Consider the following 24,534-nt stretch of genomic DNA (forward strand, 5'->3'; position numbering starts at 1 on the left):
TTTTTTTTGCCTGTGCGACAATCCGTGGAGTTTACGGCGAATGGGTTTACGCGGTTCAATAGGGGACGAATCCTTTCCCAAAACCTGCGACCGTTTTCGATATGCCCCCACTCGTCCGCTCTTTTGTGCTGATCGCCTGCTCGCTGCCACTGTTGGCTGTGTTGACGGGATGTGACGCAAAGATTGATCAATTTGAGCCCAACACACTCTATTCGCTGACGCTCGCCGAATCGCGATCGGCTGAGATGGATGCGGCACAAACGGACACATCTGCGGTGCTGGAGCAGGTATTCGGAACGCCGAACGAGCCGAAATGGCCAAGCGAACTGATGAGCGAATCGGCCCCAGCGCTGATTGATATCGAGCGACTCGAGCGGGCGGCAGGTCCAATTTCAAGCCTGCAAGACGGCAGCCACCTTGGGCTGTACCGTGAACACTGCGTCCACTGCCACGGGCTTGAGGGCGATGGATTCGGCCCCACCTCGTTGGCACTAAATCCCTATCCTCGCGATTTTCGCCCCGGCGTTTTTAAATGGAAATCGACACAGCGGAATGCCAAGCCGACACGAGCGGATCTTCGCCGCACACTGGTTCATGGCGAAGCGGGTACGGCGATGCCTTCGTTCTTGGTACTGCCCAAAGAAGAACTCGATGCACTGGTCGATTACGTGATTTACTTGTCGATCCGCGGCGAAGTCGAACGCGAATTGCTGGCCGAAGCGGTCGAACTGGGCTATGAAGAGACGCCTCCCGAAGAGAACTTGCGAATCCGCATGCCGCTTGCCAGAGACGGGGAATCGGCTAGCGACAGCCAAGCGGCTAGCGAAGGCGCCGAGGCGACTCGCGAAATCATTCAGGACGTGATTAGCGAGTGGGCGAGCGCCGAGGATGCTGTGGTGGAAGTGCCCGCAGCGACAAGTGCTGCAGCGACAAGTGACGGCGATTCGATCGAGCGAGGCCGTGTACTGTTTCATGGCCAGATCGCGAACTGCGTGGGCTGTCACGGCCCTGCGGGGAACGGCGCCGCGGTGACGCTGGACTACGATGATTGGACCAAAGAGTACTCGACGCGTTTGGGGTTAACGCCGACCGATCGCGATGCGATGAAACCGTTCCGCAAAGCCGGAGCCCCGAAACCGAGGCCCATTGTTCCACGGCGATTACAAGGTGGTGTGTTCCGCGGGGGGGGCGATGGCGAGACGCTCTATCGGCGGATTACCCAAGGCGTCGCGGGAACCCCAATGCCAAGCTTGGAAGTGACCGAGACCGAGAGCGGCAAAGGATTGACGTCGGATCAAGTCTGGGATTTGGTCCGCTATGTTCAATCGCTCGGAAAACCTTAGGCTTGCTGAATCCTTACTGCCGTATCTCCTATTCGCGATTGACATTCGGCGTTTCGGTCCCAGGCGATCGACTTTCCCCATCCTCACTGCTGAAACGAACCTTTCATATGACTCAAGAAACGTATCGATCGATTGGCGCGATCGTCGGCGTGATCACCGGAGTGGTTTCCATGGCACTGCTTGGCTTTTCGGGGCTGATTGCCGGCTTCTGCTTTGGTGCGGGTGGTGCGGTATTGGGCGGCATCTTAGGGGAACGAGTTCATTCGATGCGACACAAAAATCGCTAAGCCAGCTCCCCACGAGACCTTCTTCGTTAACAAACGCAACATGCAATCTCAAAGCATCCCTCACCACCGCACTGTTCATCGCCTAGCCATCCTGATCGTCTGCCTGACTTGGCCGCTGATCTGGGTAGGCGGCATGGTAACGACCTACGACGCTGGAATGGCGGTCCCGGATTGGCCCAACACTTACGGCTACAACCTGTTCTTGTACCCGTACAAAACCTGGTTGCTGGGCCCGTTTGATTTGCTTATCGAACATGGGCACCGCTTGCTTGGCGCCCTGCTTGGATTCACCGCGATTGGTTTGGTCGTGGCGGCTTGGCGGACCGAACATCGAGGCTGGGTCAAAGGTTTTGCCGTGATGATCTTGGTAGCGGTGATCATCCAAGGGGGGCTCGGTGGCATCCGAGTGGTGCTCGGCGACCGCACGTTTGCGATGATCCACGGCACGACGGCCCCGATCGTTTTTGCTCTGACCGTTATTGGGATGGTGATCACCAGCCGATGGTGGTTTCGTTATTCACGCAGCGAAGGAAACGATGTTCAACCCGAATCGCCCCCTCAGTCGGAACGAACGGACCCAGATTCGGAAAATTTCGTAGCGTTACCTCGGCTAGCCAAAGGGACGTTTGGAATCGTCACTTTGCTGATTTTGACCTGCTATCTGCAGCTCGTCTTAGGGGCGAGATTACGTCATTTGCAGCCCACAGGGTCACCCACCGGGTTTTTGCATACAACCGCAATGCATGTCGTGCTGGCGTTCGTGTTGTGGTTGATGGTGGTCGTTGCCTGGGCCCGATTACGCAAGTGCGGCGATTTGACGCTGTCGCGTCCTGGGGTTGCCTTGATAGGATTAGTGGGCATTCAGATTTTGCTGGGTATTGGGACTTGGGTAGTTCACTATGGCTGGCCTGCGTTTTTGGGATGGTTTCCCGGAGCGGAGGGTTATGTCATTGAGTCAAAGAATTACGCCAATGCGTTACTTGTCACTTCGCATGTTGCGACCGGATCTTTGATTCTTGCGGTTTCCACGTTTGCATGGGTCCGTATACTGCGTGTTCGCAACCTGAACATGGCTTCCGTCACGAGCGAAACGGCGACTTAACTAGGAACGAATAAAAAGTGTCGACAGAGATATTAATCGCCGATCCACTGACGCCCTCGTCGGCGAGGGTTCGTTACGTGAGCGAAGGAAAACGAGTGGACAGCCAGCGGGAATCCCACCCTCGAGATGCCGCCCACGATGTTACCGATGGGCCCGAACTTGCCGATGGGGCAGGGCAGGGCAGTGGGGATGCCGCCGCGGCCCCAACAACGACACAGGCCGTTGCCGCGACACGCCCCAGTCTTTTTTCGGACTATATTCAACTGACCAAACCGCGAATTGTGACCATGATTTTGGTCACGACCGTCGCTTCGGCGATGATCGCCGCTGGCGGATGGATCGCGACGCTCGATATGATTTGGTTGCTGATAGGAACCGCGATGGTCGCCGGCAGTGCCGGAGCGGCGAACCAGATTTGGGAACGACGCATCGATTGCAACATGACACGAACCGCATCGCGGCCGTTGCCGGCTGAGCGAGTCAAGCTGCTACCCGCGATCCTTTACACCGCAGCGCTCGTCGTGATCGGCACGGCGATTCTGTTTTGGCAGTTTGGTTACGCACCCGCCTTGGCTGGAGCCGCGACCTGGTTGCTTTACGTGCTGGTTTACACCCCGATGAAAACACGCACTGCATGGAACACCACCGTCGGTGCGGTTGCCGGAGCCTTGCCCGTGTTGATGGGCTACACCGCCGCGGGCGGTGCGATCGGAGACTGGACCGGTTGGTTGTTGGTCGCGGTTTTGGCCGCTTGGCAATATCCACACTTCATGGCCATCGCGTGGTTGTACCGCCGCCAATATGCCGAAGCAGGTTTCTGCATGTCCACGACGGTCGACCCTAGTGGCCGATCGGCCGGAGCACAGAGCATCGCCGGTTCGATTGCGATCCTGGTCTGCAGCGTCGCGTTGTGTGTGATCCCCGGCGGTTCGATCCCGGGAACGATCATTGCATCGGTGGCTGCGATTTTTGCATGCTACCCGATGCTGCGTGCATCGATTCGCTTCTCAGCGACGCCGGACGACGTGATGGCTCGCAAACTGTTGCGGTCCTCGCTGTTGGTGTTGCCGGCGGTGTTGGCCATTGTGACCGTACGAACGGTGTTGTGAGATAAAGCGTGAATCAATCTACGATCCTGCCGGCGGAGACACCGTCTCCGTTGAGCGAAGCAAAACAAACTCCGATCTGCGTTGCGACAGCAGTTCGTCATGCTTATGACACTAAGTCGGGCGAGACGACCTGGGCTCTGCAAGGCATCGACCTGACCACGCACGCCGGTGAGATCTTTGCACTGCTGGGGCCAAACGGCAGCGGCAAGACGACGCTGTTTCGGTTGCTGTGCACACTGCTGCCAATCCAACATGGAACGATCCGAATCGGCGGCGTCGACAGCCGCACCAACCCGTTAGCGGTTCGCCGTCAAATCGGGATTGTGTTTCAGTCGCCAAGCTTGGACAACAAACTGACGGTCGATGAAAACATCGCCTGCCAGGGCGCGCTGTACGGAATCACCGGGCGTGAATTGAATGTCCGCCGCGATGCACTGCTCGAGCAATTGAATCTGACCGACCGTCGCCGCGATTATTGCGAAACTCTTTCAGGTGGTCTGAAACGACGCGTCGAACTCGTCAAAGGCATGCTGCACCAACCACGACTGCTGCTGTTGGATGAACCGAGCACCGGTCTCGATCCTGGTGCTCGCCTCGATCTCTGGAAAGCGATTCGCGAGATGAGCGACCAGGGCACCTCGGTGCTGATGACGACGCATCTGTTGGAGGAAGCGGACAAGGCGGATCGTGTTGCGATCATGCACGAGGGACAGAAGGTTGTCGAAGGAGCGCCGTACCAACTTCGCCGCGACCTCGGCGATGGCGTGATCACGATCGAAACGAGCGAACCACAGACCTCCGCAAGCCTGCTGAGCAAGAATTTAAACTTGGACTCGCAAACGATCGGCAATCAATTGCGGTTGCAAAGCGATGCCCCCGCACAACTCGTCCCTTTGATCTCCGAACAACTCGGCGAATTGGCCGAATCGATCTCGATCGGTCGCCCTAGCTTGGAAGACGTTTTCATCGCCAAAACCGGTCACCAGTTTCAGTAATCACGCAGACCTTTATGAGTGCCATCACGACATCCCCTTCCTCGAGTTCCGATTCCGTCGGCCAACCCAATCCGACTTCGGCGCGTGCGGGCATGTCGGCGGCTTGGATGCTGGCCCGACGCGAATGGACGCGATTCTTTCGCCAACGTAACCGCGTCTCTGCGGCGATCGTGCAACCGCTGTTGTTCTGGATGCTGTTTGGCACCGGACTGCGTGGTGCGTTCACTGTCGCGGGCGACCAGAACTTCATGGAATTCTTTCTGCCGGGCACGGTCGGCTTGATCGTTTTGTTTACGGCGATCTTTGCCACAATTTCGGTGATCGAAGATCGTCGCGAAGGGTTCATGCAATCGGTGCTGGTGTCACCGGTGGGACGTTGGCCCGTGTTGATGGGCAAAGTCATCGGCGGCAGCGCAATAGCCTGGGTCCAAGCAATGTTCTTTCTGATGCTGGTCTATCTGTTTGGCACCGCGTCGCTCAGCAGCAGTATCTTTCTGTTGATGCCGCTACTCGCTCTGATTGCCATTGGCATGTGCTCGCTCGGAATGATCGTGGCATGGCCAATGGATAGCACGCAGGGCTTCCATGCGATCATGATGCTCGGCTTGATGCCGATGTGGTTACTGAGTGGTTCGTTCTTTCCGATCCCCGCCTGGAGCGATTCCACGATTGGCCAAATGATCCTTGGCGGCATCATGCGAATCAATCCGCTCAGCTACTCGATGCTGGAAATGCGGCGGTTGATTTACCCCGAAGTTGATTTTGCTAATGCCGGCTTCGCCCCCTCTAGCGCAACGTGCTGGAGCGTCACAATCATTGCCACCATTGTGGTGACATTGATTGCGTGGCGCCTCGTACGCGGCAGCCGCAAAGTGGACGTGATCGTTTAACGCAATCGCAATCCACCGCGACGTCCCACCTAAAAATCCATTCCGCGACTCGCTTTGAAGAAATCGATCATGCGAACGACCATCCATATCATCTTGATCCTGATCACCGGACTCGTGCTTGGACTGGGCGTGCGTCAGCTCCGCAAATCCGAGTATGCCAACGGCCCTGGTCCCGGCGAAGAAGTCTTTAGCGACGCGGGCGTCGACGTTGACGCGGTCGACCCGAGCAACGTTGAAAATGCGATGCCAAGCCATCCACCCGAGGACGAAGAGTGGCTCAGCAAATTCGAACTGACCGAGCGGAGTGGCGAGAAGGTCGCGAGCGAAGATCTGAAAGGCCAGCCATACGTGGTCAGCTTCTTTTTCAGCACCTGCCCCAGCATCTGTGTCACCCAGAACCAGAAGCTGAAGGAACTGCAGGACGAATTCGCAGGCCAAGATGTTCGTTTTGTTGCGATCTCGGTCGACCCTGAAACTGACACACCGGAAATTCTGCGTGAGTATGCGGCCCGTTTTGGCGCCGACCGTGACCAGTGGTTATTCATGACCGGCGATCTCGGCTACATTCGCCGCGTCGGCTCGGAAGTGTTCCGGATGCCCGTGGACAAACAATTTCACACCGAGCGTTTTGTGCTCGTCGATCCCGAGGGTGAAATCGAAGGCTTTTACAATTGGCCCGAAAAAGCTCAGTTCAAGAAGCTGAAAGAGAAGATTCAAGAAATGATTTCATCCTCCGAGAAAAAGGCATCCTGAGCGATGTGGCAATTTTTGGCAGACAATCTGCCTCACGCAACGGCAACGCTGAACGCCACGGCGACCGTTTTGCTAGCACTCGGATTGATCCGAATTCGCCAAGGCAATCCGCGAGCTCATCGAAAGATGATGCTGGCGGCACTGTGTGTTAGCGGGGTGTTTTTGGCGTTGTACCTACTGCACAAAGTGGCGTTGTTTCAAACGACGGGCGAACCAAACAAACGATTTCCGACCGATCCTTCGATTGCGTCCGATGCGGCACGGTACACCTACTTCAGCATCCTCGGCACTCACCTAGTTTTGGCGATCGCTGTTCCGTTTCTCGCGTTACGAGCGGTCTATTTGGCGATGAAGGGGCGGATCATCGCTCACAAGAAACTGGTCCGATTTGCTTATCCGATCTGGATGTATGTGTCGGTGACCGGAGTTCTGGTTTATCTGATGCTGTACCAGATTTACGCGGTTTGATTGTCTGCGACTGCGATTTCGGTGCACCGACGTAGCTTGGAGTGCCGATCAAGGATGGACCCATCAATGCTTGTTGGCGGAATTCACACCGAGTTCGCTATAATAGGATACGTATCTACACTATCGCCCCCCTGACTGAGAGCCTTCGCAACGATTGCAGATGAGTAAATGGGGCCCATGCAAACCGCAATACCTGACAAAACGAGAATTGCCGGGTAAACCGGGGGTTTCTGGGCAACAAAGGCCCTTGAACAAAGCGGGGCCGATAGCGTAGGATTCCTCGCTCGCGATACTGTACCAAGCCAGTGCGCTCAACCCCAAAACGACGAGAGAAAACTGCCATGAAAGACGGCATTCACCCCAAATACCAAGAAACAACCGTATCCTGTGGTTGTGGCAACACCTTTACTACCCGCAGCGTACGATCTGAATTGAAGGTCGACATTTGCAGCGATTGTCATCCTTTCTATACCGGAAAGTTGAAGTTCGTTGACACTGCGGGCCGTATCGACAAGTTCCAGAAGAAATTTGCTGCAGGAACCTACGGCAGCCTTGCTTCGAAAAAGCCAGTGAAGAAAGCCCAAAAATAGCTTCGTCACGACTGAACACGACATCCAGCCGCACCGTCCTTGTTGGGACGCGTGCGGCTGTTTTTTATGATACGTGTAACTGACCGTTTCTGCTGGTTCCATCCTGCTTCCGCCTCGTTCCTGAATGACTCCCCATGAGTTCGATCCGCGATACTCTCGAAGAAAAGCTTGCTCGGTTCAAGCATCTTGAACTCGAAATGTCCGACCCTGAGGTGCTTGCCGACGGAGCACGCATGAGTGCAGCGGCACGCGAACACGGCGGGCTGGCAAAGGTGGCGGGAAAGTACCGCGAGTTTAAAAAGCTGACCGACGAGATTCGCGGTTGCGAGGAAATGGCCGAAGCCGCCGAGAACGTTGAAGAACGCGAGATGGCCGAAGTCGAAATAGAACGGCTTCGCAAACGCCGCGAAGTACTGTGGGAAGATCTGCTCTCGCTAACAATCGGTGGCGAAGACTCGCACCGGACTCGATGTGTGATGGAAATTCGCGCGGGCACCGGTGGCGATGAAGCGGCTTTGTTCGCTCGCGACCTTTTCGAAATGTACCGCCACTATGCGGAAACCAAAGGTTGGAAAACCGAGATCATGGACCATAGCGCCACCGAAATGGGCGGGTTCAAAGACATCACGCTGACGCTGGAGGGCGAAAACGTTTATCGCGACTTGGCGTACGAGTCCGGTGGGCATCGTGTCCAGCGGGTTCCTGAAACGGAAACGCAAGGCCGCATCCATACCTCGGCAGCGACCGTCGCCGTCATGCCCGAACCAGAAGACGTCGAAGTCAACATCAGACCCGATGATTATCGGGTCGACAAATTTTGTGCGTCCGGCCCCGGTGGTCAGCACGTCAATAAAACGGAATCGGCGATTCGTTTGACGCACCACGAAACCGGTATCGTCGTGCAGTGCCAAGATGAAAAAAGCCAACACAAAAACTTGGCTCGCGCGCTGCGAGTTCTCAAGGCACGTGTATATGAAAAGAAGCGTGAAGAAGAAGACGCCAAGCTTGCCGAAACGCGAAAAGGGCTGATTGGTTCGGGCGATCGCAGTCAACGAATCCGAACTTACAATTACCCTCAGAACCGCTTAACCGATCACCGCATCAACTTGACGATTTACAAACTCGATCAAATCATTGCCGGCGATTTAACTCCTGTCACCGAAGCGATGATCAATTACGATCGCGACCAGCTTCGCGGCGACATGATCGACTAATTGCAACGTAGCTTCGATTTTGCATCTAACGCTGCGTTGACTCGACTTTCAAAAAAGGAACCCCATGTCGGAGACCAAGGAAGAACCGTGGACGGTGCTACGACTGTTGGAGTGGACTACCAACTTTTTCAAAAGTCGGGGAAGCGAATCACCTCGGCTTGATGCCGAAGTCTTACTCGCTCATGCCCGCGATTGTGCTCGCATTGAGCTTTACACCGCGTTCAGCGAAGTCCCCACCGAAGAGCAACGTGTTGCGTTTCGCGAGATGATTCGCCGTCGTGGCGAAGGTACTCCGGTGGCTCAGTTGGTCGGTTATCGAGAGTTCTACTCGCTGCGATTTCGAGTTGACGAAAACGTCTTGATTCCGCGTCCGGAAACCGAGCATCTTGTGATTGAAGCACTCGATGTTGCCAAGGCGATGAAGATCAGCGACCGACCGATTCGCGTTGCCGATGTTGGCACCGGCAGCGGTGCGATTGCGATCACGTTGGCTAAAAACATCAAAGACGCCGAGATCACCGCGATCGACCTTAGCGAGGCTGCGTTGAAAATCGCAAACTGGAATGCGGAGCATCTCAAAGTCACCGACTCGGTTTGCTTCGTGCACAGTGATCTGTTTGAATCCGTCACCGAACCTGCAACGTTTGACATCATCTGCAGCAATCCGCCGTACGTTAGCGAGTCCGAGTACGAGCAGCTTGATCCCACGGTCCGCGATCATGAACCTCGCGAAGCACTCGTCGCAGGCATCGATGGAATGGACATTATCAAACGATTGCTCGAAACCGCTCCTCAGCGACTCGAGATTGGCGGCCGATTGATCATTGAGATCAGCCCGATGATCGCAGAGCTTTGCGAAGAACTTGTCGAAGTGACCCCGACGCTGGGCGATCTGCGATTTGTCAAAGATCTCAGCGGTCAGCGGCGAATCATCTCGATGGCCCGGGTGTAGCGTAGCGAAAGTCGTGCGTGACTTTCGTTTTTCAGGGTGGCCGAAACTCTTGACGCGTTGTTGATTTAGTGAGCCGCTCGCGCGTGAGCGACCGGGTAAAACGCGTTGCCCGGTGCCTTACGGCTCACGGCTCACGGCTCACTGATGCAATTTGCATTTCGATTAAATCAACAAGCCGTTGACAAGTTCCGCGGCAATAAAACGCAAATGACCTATTGTGCGATCGTGTGTTCGACAACGCCTTCGGCGAAGGTGATGCCACTATCCATTTCCATTGGTTTTCCATCAGTGGCAAAACCACGCGAATAGAAATACTCTTTCAACGTACGGAAGTCGGCAAAGCTATCGGGATAGACATACACGACCACCGTCGTTGTCGCAGGATTGCGGCCGGCAAGCTCGACATGTAAGTCACTACCGTCTCGCATCATTTCTTCGAGCGGTTGGCCAATCGGTTCTTCGAGCGGCTCGATACTTAATCGCACGGGTTCGATGGTCGCACGAATGCCTGTCTGACCATTGATTCGAATCATCTCTTGCTCTTTGTTCATCACAAAGCGGCAAACGTAGCCTCGAATCGGTCCGACCGCTGACTTGATCAATCCCGTTCGCGAGGTCCGCAAATCGGGCACACAGGCATCACGCACCGATTTGAACAATGCTACTTGTGGGACTACCGACAACAGATTGCCCTTGAGCCGGAAGTAAACCTCGTCCCCGAATGCTTTCTTTGCCATCGGGGTGGGCAAATGCTGCACTGCGACGACGGGTGCTTCTTGCCCCTCGACTCGCTCGCGTTCACCTTGCAGCTCGTTCATCCGCTTGATCATTTCGTCGTATTCACGGTGCCGCTTTGCCAGTTGAGTCGCGTCCTTATCGAACTTACTCTTCTCGGCTTCCCAGGCCGCCTTGGCTTCGGTTAACAAGTCGAGCATCGCGTCGCGTTGCCGCTGGCGAATTTCGAGTTCGTTATCAAAACGTTTCACCGTTGCTTCGAGGCGATCCGAGTCGGATTGCGCCGTCGCGGCTCTCAGCGAGTAGCTCGCCAACGTTTCGAGTTGATCGACACTTGCCGGTGACTTGGAATCATCCACCTGAACAAGCTCGGTTTCGACACTGGATTGCGTTTTGATCTCTTCGATCACTTTGGAGGATTGCGTGCCCAGCACCACCACCAAAATGATCAACACACCGACAAGGTTGGCGATGATGTCCAAAAAAGCATCATGGCCTAGCTCAAAGGTCGTTCGGTTTCGTTTGGATCCACTCATTGTGCCACCTTCCCTACGACTTCGACGCCGCTGCCTTGCATCAATTTGCGAAGTTGCTCGAAGCGAGCTTCGCCACCTGGCATCACTTCCACGTCGAGTACCGGTGACCAACGACCGCCGGGCAATGACGGTCCCCAGCGATCAATGCGATCGCGTACGGCCGTTGCTAATTCAAGCGTCGCGGTCGAGACCGGTTTGTCGCTAAATCCGAACACTTCGGTGCCTCCACTCATCGCTGATCCGAGCAGCACAAATTGGCCCTCGTCACAAACGACGCGGATGGTTCGCACGATTGAGTTGCCTCGCGATTGAGCCACCGAATCCGGCAGCGCCCAGTCGCGTTTGTTTGGCTTGACCAGATTCGGATTTTGCGGCGGTGCGCTGCCACCGATTTGCCCTTCGGCCGGCGGTTGCGACGAGCCACCGGCACCTGCACTGCCTTGGGATGCACCACTTTGGGGCGATCCCGAAGCCGAGGCTTGGCCGGAGGACTGTGTCCCCGACGTCCCGCCGTTTGAGCCCATCACGTCCGCATCACTGCCTGTTCGGCTATCTCCGCCACCCGAATCTGCGGAACTCGATGCTGTATCACTTGGCATCGTAAATCCATTCGAAGCGTTCGATTGATCTGCGGAGTTGCCCGAGCTTGCATCAGCCGTGTTCGCACTGGAGCCTGACGCTGAAGCATCATTCATCCCCGACGGATTCGACAATGACATGCCATCGGAACCCGACGATGTTGCGTTTCCTGTATCAGGTCTGCCGTGTGATTGGTTTAGGAAGTCGCCGATACTCGGATCGCGACCTGATTGAGCCAGCAAACTCGGCGGGTCACTCGAAGCCTTGTTGCCCGCTGATGTACTGCCTGCTGATGTATTGCCCGTGGCGGGATTACCAAGCAGCGACGACCCCGAGCCTTGTGACATCATACTGGACGAACCATCGATCATCCCACCATTGCCGTTGGGGCTGCTTAACAACATCGCTTCGGCGCTGCGGTCACCGCCGCTGCCGGACTCGCGCATCTCCGCCGCACTTCGCCGCATCTCGTCTTCGAGTTGCTTCAGTTCGCGACCACTAATCGCAGCAGCCTGATTGGATTCGCTTCCCTGGGTGTCCATGTTCGCACTGCGGCGTTGTGATTGGCCCGAACGATCGACGTTGTAAGGCGACGCCTTGCTCAGATCCCACCCATTTGTCGGAACGCCACGTACTGATTCAAACCCGTGCGATTGAGCTTGCATGTCAAGATCTTTTGCGGATAGCGGACGAGGTTTCCCGGTTCGCTTTTCCCCAAACGCAATCTGCTCGCGTGTTCCCGCGCTACGTTGCCGAGCCATCGCGGATTGAATCGCCACATCGATCCGGTTCCTTAAGTTGGAATCCGGATTGGGGATCGCCAGTTCAATTTCGTCAGGAATCAACTCCACTCCGAATTGATCATCCCAATCGCCAAGGGCTCGACGCGACAAATGATACGAGGCGTAACCATCGGGACGCACAACAAGCAAAGGGTAGGGGGGCGTGGTATCGCCGTAGTTCTGCATCACATGATGACGGACAATACGCAACGTCTCGTCGAGTGGATTGGCACCGGTGTCGGCGTCACGGAGTCCCTTCATGGGGATAACCGAACCTTCTGGCCAAATTACTAGGCCTTGCCCGGTGCACTCTAGATAAATGGGGCGACGATCGGTACCGTTGGGTCCCTTGTGGGGGACGATAACAATACGAGGTGCCTTGCTTTGCACACGCTGCTTGAGTTCAACCAGTGATTCTTCCTCGGCTTGCAACCGCTCACGCAACTCGGCAACCGCAGCTCCGTCGATTTCGACAGCTTTTTCTTCGCCGGTCGCTTGCTTGACTTCATCGCTGAGTCGCTTCAACTCATCACGAATGCGGCGCAAGTGATCCTCAAGATGCGTCAACTGATCGCGACGTTGTTCCACGTCGGCGGCTTGGGCATCGCGAAACGAAACCAGCTGCGAGACGCGGAACTCTTCCTCCGCGATCATCGATTTCACCGTGGCAGAGGTCAGTCCACCGTCGGCGGAAGCATCCGCTTCGGATTGTGCCACGTTCGCTTGTGCCTTGGCCTCTTCCTCGACTTGCCGTTTTACTTTTTGCGTTGAATCTTGAGCAACGAGAGCCAGAAACAGGATCAACGTACCCAGTGTGCAAACAAGAACAGCAAGGAAGGGGAACAAGGTCGGCGAAATTTGTTGGCGACCTCGCCCACTCATGCTGCGCGCCTTACTTTGTGCGAACCAAGAACAGGTTTTCCATCACTGTGGGCCTGATCAATACGGGCCTGATCCATGCGTTGTTCCGACACCGTCGCGGGTGCGGCAACCAAGGCACTTGACGTGGTAGGCAACCGCGTGGTCAGAACGTCCACGGCACGAGCAAGCACTCGCATCGCATCGGCCATTCCATCGCCAGCCGACGTTTGTATGCTGCGGTCGATCGCTGAATTCGTTTCGCTCAATTGACGCAGACTAGCATCAATTGATTTTTGCATCGACGTCACCGCACTGGCTCGCTCGTTTAGTTCAGCGAGCGATGTGTATTGGTTTTGCAGCGATTCTTGATGAACGGTCATCAACTTGGTCTGGTGCGACGTCGCATCAAGCCACATTTGCCATTGCTGTTCCCAACGATCGCTGGCCAATCGCGCCGAATCGTCCAACACGCTGGCGTGCTCTTTCAGCGCCGGCCGAAGCGTCGTGTCAAACGCCTCGGCAATCTTGTTCGAGTCGCTTTCATGCACGCTCTTCCAATGATTTTTTGCCTCGTCGATCGTTTGCCGCCACAAATTGGATTGGCACTCGATCGAGGTCGCGATGGCGATGCGAATGCCTTCGCACAGATCGGTAATCATCGCAACTTGGTTGTCCGCCGCTTCGTCGCTTGGCAGCGACTCCGAGACCAAATGTCCAACACGAGCGTCAATCACCGACAACAATCGCTGCTCGCTGCGTTCGATTGGAAATTGCAAAAAGATAGCGACTACCGATAACACCAAACCAAGTGCAGTGGTATCAAACGCGACGTACAAACCGCTTTTGAGTCGGTCGACGGCAGCAGTCCCGTCGGCAAAATCGAGACCGCCGAGCGTTTGCGTGATCCCGATCACCGTACCGAGGAATCCCAACATTGGAATCGCCCAAACGATAATGCGAACCAATCCAAACGAATCGTAAGCGGCATCCGCATCGCGACCAGAAAGTTCACGCAAGTCATCGGAGAGGTTTTTGGTGCTACCACGTTGGCTTTGACGCGTTAGCAACTCTTCTAGACGTCGCATCATCAAACTTGACCGAATGCGAATCGGCAACTCTCGCAACTGCGCCAACCAGTTGCTGGCGACATGTCCGGCATCGTGATTTTTACGCCATCGTTCGGCAAGCGTGCGATTCGGTCCACCGGGGGTTAAATCTTCGTCCCGAATGGCCGACAGCATGTTCCACTGGACCGAGGTCTGGCAAAATTTGCCAAGCAGTACCGCTGCCGCGACACAAAACAGCACGGTGGCGGCGACTGCGACGGGATGCCCGAGAAAATAGCGTTCCAGCGGTGCCCAGCCCGTCAGATAGATTACGGCGTAGAGCATTCCAGAAAATACGATTCCCAGTGCGCCCCACCCCATGCCGCGGGAGGACACGGGTTTAGGTGAATGCTGGGATGCGTCGTTTTGCTTGCGGTTCACGACTCGAGCCTCGATGGTTGAGTTCAACTTGCCAATAGCGATTCAGCGATATCGTCGACGATGGATCACTCGACGATGCGAGTGCGCGCACGAATGCGGTACTCATTACAAAAGGATCGACCGTTTCGACCATGCCACTTCACCCAATCGATAGATTTTGCCAGTCGCTAGTTTTCGCCAGTCACCTTGGACTCAAGGCCGCCGGCAGCGGTCGGACTACAATCTGCAGCACCAAAGCACTAGGATGACCGCGGCCCGAAACCGTCTCGTGGCTGCCCAAAAGCAATGACTCCATCATCAAAACATCAGGCGATGAAGATGCCAAACCGCCCCAAGATTGCCTCGATCCTCTCCCCGAGCGAGTTTTTGCATCGTTTGCAAGCAAAACTGCCGCTCCGGATTATTTTGTTCAGCAGCGTGGTGATTGCAGCGACATCGCTCGTGTTCAGTCAGTCTCCCGCCACATCCCCCCCGCAAGAAACGCTGCCAGATTCGCCAAAAAACGGCCAATTTACGGAGCAAAACGTCTCCTCAGCCCAGTCAGAGAAGGTATTGGGGGTGATTGGCCAGGCCAATGCTCGCCCCTATCAGGTGGGTGCGGCAGGCGACATGATCGGTTTTTCCCATTCTGACGGCTCGGGAAGTCAGACAATTACGCTAATCGATACCGGAAAATCCTGGATGGCTGTGTATCATATTGATAGATCGGGAACGATTCGGCTGGTCAGCAGCCGCCCGATCGACGCGGACTTTTCGCTTCAGCTGAACGCGACTTCCCCCTTGCCCGAAGAAATTCGGCAAATGAATAAGGGGAAAAAGTAGCAAATTAGGCAATTTGAGGCACAATGGGCGTCTAGTCGTAACCCACAATTCAACAGTTTCCGACCGGTCTGTAGCAATTCAGACCGCTTGTCCCTTTTCGCCATCCTGAATTTCGCACTGCGATTTACCGGAGCCAAAGAACACACATGGCCGATTATCTCTCCCTCGAAGACGCTGCGAAGAAGTTAGGCATTCCCACCGAACGCTTGGTCGAGCTTCGCAGTCAAGGTGAAGTCCGAGGATTCCGCGATGGAGCGAGCTGGAAATTCCCTGAAAACGAAATCTCTCGACTTGCCGATGAGCTCGCTGATCTTGACGTCGGCGACATGCTTGGCGGCTCGGGCGACTTGGTTAGCGACATGAATGTTGGATCGGGTCTTTCGCTTAGCAGCGGTACCAACATCATTGGTGGCGACGACGCCAATGTGGGCGACGGCAGCGGCAGCGATGTCGAGCTCGGAATCGAAGGATCCACCAGCGGTTCCGGCAGCGACGTGAACTTGATCACCAACGGAAGTGATGTCGGAAGCGACGTCGCGTTGGTGGCCAGCGACAGTGACGATCTGCTGGGCGACCTTTCCGATATTGGCCAGGACGATGGCGAAATCGAAATCAAGAAAGACATGCTCGAGATTGACTCGGGCGAATTGAGTCTTGAAGAACCCGCGATCACCCACGACTCGGCACAAATTGATTTGTCGATCGAGCCGAATGCTGGCAGTACCGGACCGGTCACCGACGCGGAACTCAAAGAACTATTGGACTCGGAACCGACCAATGTGTTGGCGTCGGACTCCGGCATCAATCTAGGCAGTGGGATCGTTGGTAGCGGATTGAAAGACGGAAGCGACCTGAGTTTTTCGCCGATTAGCGAAGAAGACAGTGACGACATTGTCATCGGCGACGAAGACAGTGGACTCGATATGATCGATGACGATCTGGCGTCGGCATCCAAAGGAGGCTCCCATCTGGGAACTTCCGGCGTGAGCAGCTTGGAATTGATGGACGAGCTTGACTCCCCCGCCTCAGGCAGCAAGGCTTCCGCGATGGGCCTCAGTGGCGATGTCTTGAGTGAACTTGATTTGCTTGGCGCCGAACAAGGTGGCAGCGGATTGATCTCGGGCGACAGCGAAAACTTGCTCGCATCCTCAGGATTAGGCAGCAGTCTCGGACTTGGCGCCCTCAGTTCGGGTGCCGTGATTCCCGGCGGCGATGATGCTCTGTCGCTTGACGATGACGACGATCTATTGATTGCTGACGACGATGACGATCTTGTCATCGATAGCGCCGAACACGATTTGTCGGTTGCTGGCGACAGCGGCATTAATTTGATGAGCCCTTCGGATAGCGGGCTATCGCTCGAAAGTGAACCACTTGATCTGGCCGGCAGCAGTGTTTCGGCATTGGACCTGGGTGCCGAAGTCTCGCACGGCAGTGGCGTCGGAAGTAGTGCGTCGGGCGTCGGCGGCGATGGCTCGATGGTCGATTTCCAAGCTGACGAAGAATTCCAATTGTCGCCATCGGGCATCGGATTAGAGTCCGAAATCGATAGCGATTCTCAGGTGATCGAAGTCGAAGACTCCGAGTTGATCGGCGAGCCTGTGGAATTTGGTGGCGACGCATTTGGCGACGCCGACGCGTTTGATGCCGAAGCGGCTCCGGTCGAAGAAGGATTCGTCGAAGAGGAAGAAGTCGCGGCCGAAGGAGTCGGAATCGCTTCGACATCCAAGCGGACCAAGACCGCCACCGGATCGTCTGCGGTTAGCACTTATGAGGTTCCTTTCACCCTGCTGCAGTGCTTGACGTTGGTGATGATCATCGGCGTACTGAGCCTCGGCGGGATGTTGATGACCGATTTGCTTCGCAATATGTGGACTTACAGCGAGCCATCCGCCCCGGTCAGCTCGTTGACCGATTCGCTAATCAGCTTGATGGGCTGGTAGACGCGGATTGGCTGCGGATTGCGGCTGTTTAAGAGCGTTTGCCGACGTGACATGCTGTCGCAGGCAAATCGAGATCGGAACCGCATCGAGGCGATTGCCTTGATGGTTCAGGATCAGACGTATTAGCTACCCGATTGGCTTGCGAAGCTGTATTTTGCGGCGAAACACAGAGAATGCACGTAGAAATCGGGGTGGGCATCGCAGTGAGCCGCAATCCTGACTCGCCACTATGATCCTCGATTCGCACCTCCATCGGTGGAAAATTCCGCTGCCCTTGGACACCGCCGCACGTTAGAATCGTGGGTACGAAACAAAAGCCTGCGGGGTTTCTAATTCAATGGGGGCACCTTACCTTCATGGGTTCGTACCTAGTCGGGCTGGAGCTGCAAAATGCAGCGATCCCCCCGTTTCGCCCCACCCCTATAGCCAGCTCCAGGATTCTGATGGCAAACATGTTGCGGACCTCCCGCTTTTTCGCACAACGATACTTGGCGATCTTCTGCGTCGTGCTACTACTAGCCGTCGTGACGGGTTGCGAGAAAACCGATCCAATCGTGACCTACGCGATACCGACCAAGGTGCCTGAGCAACTTCGTACCGGTAACGACCGCATGCTGGCGGCGATGGTTCCTAAAGGCGATCAAACTTGGTTCTTTAAGATCACGGCGGCTCCCGAGAAAGCAGTTGCCATCATTGAAGATGATTTCCGCAAGTTTGTCGAGTCGATCCAATTTGAGGACGACAAACCTGTGCTCGACGAATTACCAGAAGGTTGGCAGCTCGGCGGATCCAAACCGATGCGGTTTGCCTCGATCGCCGTCAACACGCCCGACAAGCAGCTCGACATCAGCGTGTCGTCGCTCCCGAAACAACCCGACTGGGACGCCGAAGTGGCGATGAATGTCAATCGTTGGCGAGGCCAAATCGGCTTGGCTGCATCGACCGAAAAATGGGCGAGCGGCAAGCCACTGGAGATCGAATCCGGCGACGGACCTGCGGTATGGGTCGATATCGTTGGCAAATCAAGTGGCGGTTCACCGCCAATGATGGGTGGGATGGCTCGTGGCCAAATGCCTCTTGGCGAGATGCCCAACGACGATATCCATAGCGGCGTGGCCGGCGGCTCGATGACGTCGGGTTCTACGCCCACGAAAACACCTGCAGCCGACGCCGACAACAGTGCATCGCCGGAAAGTCCTGCTTCGCGTTTGAAGTACGATCGCCCCGAAGGTTGGCGTGATGGGCGAATGTCCAGCATGCGAATGGCGGCGTTCAACGTCGGCCCCGAAGATGCCGAAGCCGAACTGACAGTCATTCCTGCCGGTGGCGACCTACGTGGCAACGTTGCTCGCTGGCTCGGCCAAATTCGCCCCGAGGGTGTTGCAGTCGAAGTCGTCGACAAAGCTCTCGAAGATGCTGAAAAGATCAAAATTGATGGTCGAGATGGCCAACGGTTCTTACTATTAGGTACAGACCCCGACGCAGGCACCGCGATCGACGCCACCATTGTCCCATTAGATGAAGGGTTCAGTTTGTTCATCAAAATGACGGGCCCTGCGAAAACAGTGACCGCCGAATCCGAGGCAATCAAGTCGTTCCTGGAATCGATCAAGCTCTAGCAGTGTAAAATCAATGGATGAGCACTGACGATTGAAGGTGGTTCCGAACCACGAAGAAACGCTCGCCCACCTCTCCCCCCACCTCACTCATCATCAAAATTATGGCTACGACCACCACGCATTCCCAATACATCGATCATCAGACCGAAGATTCCTTCGGCGAGTTTAGTCATGTCACGTTGCGTTGGCTCGGATCGCTGAAATTGACAGTGACGCTTTTCGCGTTGTCGTTGATCATCGTTCTCGTGGGCACGCTCGCCCAAGACGAGATGAACATGTTAGAGGTGAAGCAGCGATACTTCCTGTCGTGGGTCGCGATGTTGCACTTTGATGACTTTGTCCCGCAAGCGTTCTATCGTCATAGCGAGCCATTGCCGGGCAAGATCCCGTTCCCGGGCGGGGCGTTGATCGGTTTTATGTTGATGGTGAATTTGGTCGCGGCAAAAATCACGCGTTTCAAGATCAACGCCAGCGGCTCAAAGTTGATGCTGGGCGTTGCATTTTTGATTGCCGGTTTCATCGCCACCGGATTCGTCGTGATGGCGGGACATAACAGTGACGGATTGCAAGGCACGCCACCGATTTCCTATGACGCTCTGTGGGTTTGTGTGTTAGTCGGTTACGGATTGCTGGCCGCCGGTGCGGTGGCTTGGGGAACCCAAGTTCGCAACGCGAGAATCGCGATGCTGCTGTACCAATTAGGCGGACTGTTGATCCTGGTTTTGTTGGCAGCCCTGTTCTACGGTTTCCGCATCGGTGATCCCGGTTTGCGGATTGTTTGGCAATTGACCAAAGGCTTAGGCGTCGGCGGACTACTGCTGGCGGGCTGTCTGCTGGTCTTCAACAAACAAGGGGGCAACGTACTGTTGCACCTGGGCGTGGGACTCTTGATGGTCGGCCAATTTGCTTTTGGAGACCGCCAACTTGAACAACGCCTCAGCCTGGTCGAAGGCGAATCGACCAACACGTTGATCAATCTGGACGCGGCCGAGTTGACCTTTATCGAACGACTCGATGACATCGACAACATCATCGCGATCCCTGCAAGTCGTTTGCAACAAGCCGCAACATCAGGTTCATTGATCGAAGACGAGACGCTTCCGGTCAACGTCAAAGTGATCGAATACTTCCCCAACTCAACGCTCAAACAAGCCGACGAGAAAGACAACATCGCTACCGCCGGGATCGGATTGGAAGTCAAAGCCATCCCCGTGACCAAGGCGGGCGGCACCGACGGAGCGATCAATGTTCCCTCGGCTTACGTCGAACTGATCGACAAGGCATCGGGCGAATCGATCGCGACGCACTTGGTGAGCCAAGTCATCTCGGATCGCGAAATGTTGATCCCCGGTGAACCGGTCAAAGATGACTTCGATTCATTTACGGTGAATGAGAAGAGCTATGACATTGGATTGCGTTTTCATCGCGAAGTGAAACCGTATTGGGTTCAACTCGAAGACGTTCGCCGCGTGAACTGGAGCGGCAGCGACACGCCGCGAGATTACTCGTCGTTCATCCGCATCATCGATACGGAAACCGGCGAAGACCGCAAAGACCGCGTGTGGATGAACAATCCGCTTCGCTATCGCGGCGAAACGTTTTATCAATCCAACTACACGCCACTTCCCGGCGGCAAAGAGATGACCGGAATTCAAGTCGTCCGCAACTCGGGTTGGCTGATTCCGTACGTCGCCTGCAGCATCACTGCACTCGGCATGCTGGTTCACTTCCTTGGCACGCTGACTCGATTCCTGGATCGCCGTGAACGTGAAAACCGCAAAGAGCTCGCAGCGTTGGCTGAATTCAATCAAACGCCGACCTCAAGGTGGCCTGTATTTGTCACCGTCGGCGCGTTTGCTGGGATCGCACTGATGATGTTGATTCCTTGGCCCGCCGTGATGAATTCGATGCGTCCAAACGAACGGATGAAGCAGTTCGACTTTTACACGGCTGGCAAGATACCGACTCAATTCGGTGGCCGCGTGATGCCGCTGGACGCTTACGCACGTCAAACCCTGAAAGCGATCAGCAATCGCGAGTCGCTATCGCTTGATACCGCTCCGAAAGAGATCCAAGACCACACCACTGGCCGTTCGGTGTCGGCGATGCAGTGGTTGATGGAAGTCGCGACCGACGATCCCTCGCTTCATGATTTACCGATGTTCCGCATCGATGCCGAAGAAGTGCGCAGCGAACTGGGGCTCGAGCGACGCAAAAGCAAACTCTATTCACTGAACGAAATTCGTGAGCAATGGGATGAAGCATCAAAGCTTGTCGAAGCCGCGGGTAAAAAAGAGGCGATCCATCAATCGTTCAAAGAAAAGAAGTTGATTGAACTTGATCGTCGTACGCGGCAATACACGTTGACCGCTGCAGCGTTTCGCATCCCGACTCCGTCGCGAATCCCCGACAGTTTCTTTCCCGAGGGGACCAGTGAACAAGATCGTCAAATGTTCGCGATACGTGAACTTGAAATGCGAATGGAAAGCTTAGCCAAGATGCCGGCTCCGGCCGTGATCCCGCCCGCCGAAAACGTTGCGGACGAATCGGTTGATAACCCGAAGTGGTCGGCCTATGCACCGGCATTTTTCGACATGGTCAAAACTTCGCTCGGGACCGGCGCGACACCTCAGCCTTCGATCGAGACGTTTGGTGAGATCAGTAAAGCGTACAGTGACATGGACACAGTCGGTTTTAACACCGCCGTGGATGAGCATCTCGCCGCTGTGCAAAGCTACCGCATCCCTGGTTATGACAAAGGCACGGTCTCGTTGGAACGATGGATGCAATCGAATTGGCCCACCGGCGTAACGATGTTTCTGTATCTCGTCTCGACGGTTTTGGCGCTGTTCTACTTTCTATTCCACTTGCCTCGGATGCGACAAGCCGTTTGGGGAACACTGGCAATTGCGTTAGCGATTCACACGTTTACGATCTTGTGCCGCGTGGCGATCACCGGTCGCGCTCCGGTCATCAACCTCTATTCCTCGGCTGTGTTCATCGGTTGGGCCGCCGTGTTGTTTGGCTTAGTAGTCGAACGAATTTTCAAATACGGCACCGGCAACTTGTTGTCCGCATTCGCAGGCATGATGTCGCTGTTGGTCGCCTATGGGCTGAACACCGGGGATACGATGCCGGTACTGCAAGCAGTGTTGGATACACAGTTCTGGTTGGCGACTCATGTGATCAGCGTCACGCTGGGGTATGTCGCCACGCTGGTCGCCGGCACGCTCGGGATAGGCTATTTGCTGGCTGGCTGGGTTGGCAAAGACTCCAAGGCGATGAAAGACCTGTACCGTATGTGTTACGGCGCGGCTTGTTTCGGAATCCTGTTTAGCTTCGTCGGCACAGTCTTAGGTGGCTTGTGGGCCGACGACAGCTGGGGCCGCTTCTGGGGCTGGGATCCGAAGGAAAACGGGGCCTTGTTGATCGTAATTTGGAATGCACTGATGCTGCACGCTCGCTGGGACGGCATGGTCAAAGCACGCGGTTTCTGTGTGCTAGCGATTGGTGGCAACATCGTGACCACGTGGAGCTGGTTCGGAACTAATGAACTAGGCATCGGACTGCACAGCTACGGATTCACCTCCGGCGTTCTGATGTGGTTGAGTCTGTACATCGCAAGCCAAGCCGCCTTTATCATCGCCGGGATCGCGTTCGGTCGTAAACCAAGCGACCTCGAATCGGCGTAATAGCTGCGGGCCCGCACATGGGACCGAGCTGAGGTAGCGACGGCAGTGGTCTCAGTAGACAGTGAGATTGGTGCAAAACGCGTGGTCGCTACTCGCGGATATTGGGTAGGAAGATTAGGGGCAGGAAAATGCATTCTGCCTGGAAACTTCCTACCTATAACCTTTCTTACCGAATGTTGTCTGTGCTCCCTTCAGATGACAACTGACTTCGTTAGCCGTTTTGGCGCTAGCCACGGTTTCGTCACCATCCAACCGGGGCTACCGGCTTGTTGATTTAGTGAGCCGCTCGCGCGTGTGCGGCCGGGTTCCACGCATTACCCGGTGCCTTACGGCCCACGGCTCACACGCCACAGCCTACATGCTGCCGCCAAGCGGGGACGCAATGCTGCTCGATTCCGCTGGCGTTATTCGGATGGTGGGCCGACACCGATATCCGCGGACTTGTTCGTCACGTTGTCAGGCTCGATCTGACCATCATCGTCGCTGCCGTTTTCGCCCACGCTGTACACGATCCAGCCGGACTCGGCGGACTGGGTCAGTAACGTTTCTCCGCTATACGGATCGAGGATCGCCTCGGCGGGTAACCCGAGATCATGTAGGTCAACCGAAGACGTCGGTTCCCGACGCGACTGGATCGCATTGAAAACTCTCAAACAACGTTCCGTCGCAAGCGTGTGTTCCATAGCGTCACGTGCGCTATCGATCGCTGGGACAAGTAGCGTGGTCATGCCGACGGCGGTCACTTTGGTTGCCGACGCTGGATCGTTCGGTGGCCGTGAACTGGCCTCGATTTGCTCGTTCATGTATTCGATGTAATTCGCTAATTGCGGAGTCAAAGAGGCAGCCAATATCGAGAATCCACGAAAGCTCTCGATGCCGAAGGCACGTTCAGACTTGAGTGTCTGCGTGAAATGACTTGCCAGCTGTTGCTGAGCCAACTCACGTTCGATCTCAGCATGCGTCTCAGGCGTCAATGTTTCCGTTTGCAGAATACCGTTCAGCTGGAACAAAACTTCACGACGACAGGCCATGTTGACCATCCACGACACAAGCAACGGTGTGTCCGCTTGAAGCCGAACCAGTCGCAGTTCTTCGAGACAAACACGAACCGCGTCGTCCGACTTTCCGATCGCAGCGAGGTAGCGAGTCCGGATAACCTGCAGCCGTGCAATCGCACGTACCTCTTGGCTCACTTGCACTACCTGCTCCATCAGTTCGTTTGGCGTCGATTCGAAATCGAGCGGCCAAATGAGGTTGTCGCAGTGCGATGCCAGCGAGATTTCGCCGGGCAGCTGAGGATGCGTGTCAAAGATCTGACGCAGTTTTGCGATCTGACCCTCCGTCAACCCGTTACGCCAGGAGAAGTCATCGGAATAAGCAATCGGGTAGGCTTCGTTGACGACTTGTTCGACTTCTGTGGCGATGGGTTTGAGATAGGTCGCGGCGTTTTCGTCCTCGGCGACGGGAGCTGCCCGCAAATTCGCGAGCGACACCGGCTCACCTCGATCACGGATCGGTTTCAGAGCAGCTTCGACCTCGGCAAACGATCGCCAGCTCAAAAATGCCGCGATGATTACCAAAACGGCGATCAAGGCGATCGAGATTTTGAAGAACTGTTTCAAGCGATGTTTCATGGTGTGTGCGCCGTGATGTAGGAACTGGCATAGCCGAGTAAGTCAATGCTAACACAAAAGAGCTAGGAGTCTTAAGTTCAGCGCCGATACGAAACGACGCCTGTTGCGTTTGACTTATGCAATCGCCTTTCCAACTTGGGG

The 24,534-nt window shown here is 55.5% G+C and carries 19 protein-coding genes; 15 read left to right on the forward strand and 4 right to left on the reverse strand.

The annotated features are described in order from the left end of the window. The first annotated feature begins 101 nt into the window (after positions 1–101). From SH528x_RS33355 to prmC, 11 genes are all read left to right on the forward strand, one after another. On the forward strand, positions 102–1,343 hold the full coding sequence (locus SH528x_RS33355) for a cytochrome c (protein ID WP_442507739.1): 1,242 nt from the start codon (positions 102–104) through the stop codon (positions 1,341–1,343). A 107-nt stretch (positions 1,344–1,450) separates the two neighbouring features. Beyond that, complete coding sequence (locus tag SH528x_RS33360; protein WP_442507740.1) at positions 1,451–1,630, forward strand: hypothetical protein; 180 nt, start codon at positions 1,451–1,453, stop codon at positions 1,628–1,630. A gap of 40 nt (positions 1,631–1,670) precedes the next feature. After that, positions 1,671–2,732 (forward strand): COX15/CtaA family protein, encoded by a 1,062-nt coding sequence (locus tag SH528x_RS33365; protein ID WP_442507741.1) that lies wholly within the window; start codon positions 1,671–1,673, stop codon positions 2,730–2,732. Positions 2,733–2,749: 17 nt separating this feature from the next. Beyond that, positions 2,750–3,841 carry a heme o synthase gene (gene cyoE, locus SH528x_RS33370; RefSeq protein ID WP_442507742.1) on the forward strand — a complete coding sequence of 364 codons (1,092 nt, stop codon included), beginning with the start codon at positions 2,750–2,752 and terminating at the stop codon, positions 3,839–3,841. 8 nt (positions 3,842–3,849) lie between these two features. Continuing rightward, the gene (locus SH528x_RS33375; RefSeq protein WP_442507743.1) at positions 3,850–4,836 is read left to right on the forward strand and encodes an ATP-binding cassette domain-containing protein; all 987 of its coding nucleotides are present in this window, start codon (positions 3,850–3,852) and stop codon (positions 4,834–4,836) included. Positions 4,837–4,850: 14 nt separating this feature from the next. Beyond that, on the forward strand, positions 4,851–5,726 hold the full coding sequence (locus SH528x_RS33380; RefSeq protein WP_442507744.1) for an ABC transporter permease: 876 nt from the start codon (positions 4,851–4,853) through the stop codon (positions 5,724–5,726). Positions 5,727–5,795: 69 nt separating this feature from the next. Further along, on the forward strand, positions 5,796–6,479 hold the full coding sequence (locus SH528x_RS33385) for an SCO family protein (RefSeq protein WP_442507745.1): 684 nt from the start codon (positions 5,796–5,798) through the stop codon (positions 6,477–6,479). 3 nt (positions 6,480–6,482) lie between these two features. Beyond that, positions 6,483–6,947 carry a DUF420 domain-containing protein gene (locus tag SH528x_RS33390; protein WP_442507746.1) on the forward strand — a complete coding sequence of 155 codons (465 nt, stop codon included), beginning with the start codon at positions 6,483–6,485 and terminating at the stop codon, positions 6,945–6,947. Between the two features lie 341 nt (positions 6,948–7,288). Then, positions 7,289–7,537, forward strand: a complete 249-nt coding sequence (rpmE, locus tag SH528x_RS33395) for a 50S ribosomal protein L31 (protein ID WP_442507747.1) — start codon at positions 7,289–7,291, stop codon at positions 7,535–7,537. 134 nt (positions 7,538–7,671) lie between these two features. Then, complete coding sequence (prfA, locus tag SH528x_RS33400; RefSeq protein WP_442507748.1) at positions 7,672–8,751, forward strand: peptide chain release factor 1; 1,080 nt, start codon at positions 7,672–7,674, stop codon at positions 8,749–8,751. 64 nt (positions 8,752–8,815) lie between these two features. Continuing rightward, positions 8,816–9,703, forward strand: coding sequence for a peptide chain release factor N(5)-glutamine methyltransferase (gene prmC, locus SH528x_RS33405; RefSeq protein ID WP_442507749.1), 888 nt, complete (start codon positions 8,816–8,818; stop codon positions 9,701–9,703). A 212-nt stretch (positions 9,704–9,915) separates the two neighbouring features. Here the strand turns inward: prmC and SH528x_RS33410 are convergent, their stop codons facing one another. From SH528x_RS33410 to SH528x_RS33420, 3 genes are read right to left on the reverse strand one after another with little or no spacing between them, the layout of a single operon-like run. Beyond that, positions 9,916–10,974: a hypothetical protein gene (locus SH528x_RS33410; RefSeq protein WP_442507750.1), complete on the reverse strand. Its 1,059-nt coding sequence runs from the start codon at positions 10,972–10,974 to the stop codon at positions 9,916–9,918. Next, entirely contained in the window at positions 10,971–13,217 is a 2,247-nt protein-coding gene (locus SH528x_RS33415; protein ID WP_442507751.1) for a hypothetical protein, read from the reverse strand. The genes SH528x_RS33410 and SH528x_RS33415 overlap by 4 nt, the downstream gene beginning before the upstream one ends. Then, complete coding sequence (locus SH528x_RS33420) at positions 13,214–14,683, reverse strand: MotA/TolQ/ExbB proton channel family protein (protein WP_442507752.1); 1,470 nt, start codon at positions 14,681–14,683, stop codon at positions 13,214–13,216. The genes SH528x_RS33415 and SH528x_RS33420 overlap by 4 nt, the downstream gene beginning before the upstream one ends. A 285-nt stretch (positions 14,684–14,968) precedes the next feature. On the opposite strand from SH528x_RS33420, the gene SH528x_RS33425 reads away from it, so the two are divergent. The 4 genes from SH528x_RS33425 to ccsA all read left to right on the forward strand — a co-directional run bounded on the left by SH528x_RS33425 (position 14,969) and on the right by ccsA (position 22,759). Beyond that, positions 14,969–15,505, forward strand: coding sequence for a hypothetical protein (locus tag SH528x_RS33425; RefSeq protein WP_442507753.1), 537 nt, complete (start codon positions 14,969–14,971; stop codon positions 15,503–15,505). 146 nt (positions 15,506–15,651) lie between these two features. Beyond that, the gene (locus tag SH528x_RS33430; protein ID WP_442507754.1) at positions 15,652–17,448 is read left to right on the forward strand and encodes a helix-turn-helix domain-containing protein; all 1,797 of its coding nucleotides are present in this window, start codon (positions 15,652–15,654) and stop codon (positions 17,446–17,448) included. A 443-nt stretch (positions 17,449–17,891) separates the two neighbouring features. Beyond that, positions 17,892–19,067 (forward strand): hypothetical protein, encoded by a 1,176-nt coding sequence (locus tag SH528x_RS33435; RefSeq protein ID WP_442507755.1) that lies wholly within the window; start codon positions 17,892–17,894, stop codon positions 19,065–19,067. Positions 19,068–19,168: 101 nt separating this feature from the next. Next, on the forward strand, positions 19,169–22,759 hold the full coding sequence (gene ccsA / locus SH528x_RS33440) for a cytochrome c biogenesis protein CcsA (protein WP_442507756.1): 3,591 nt from the start codon (positions 19,169–19,171) through the stop codon (positions 22,757–22,759). Between the two features lie 404 nt (positions 22,760–23,163). On the opposite strand, the gene SH528x_RS33445 is transcribed toward ccsA, so the two are convergent. Next, positions 23,164–24,393, reverse strand: a complete 1,230-nt coding sequence (locus tag SH528x_RS33445; protein WP_442507757.1) for a hypothetical protein — start codon at positions 24,391–24,393, stop codon at positions 23,164–23,166. Between the last annotated feature and the right edge of the window lie 141 nt (positions 24,394–24,534).

It is taken from the genome of Novipirellula methanifontis (assembly GCF_052161655.1).
GTDB lineage: Bacteria > Planctomycetota > Planctomycetia > Pirellulales > Pirellulaceae > Novipirellula.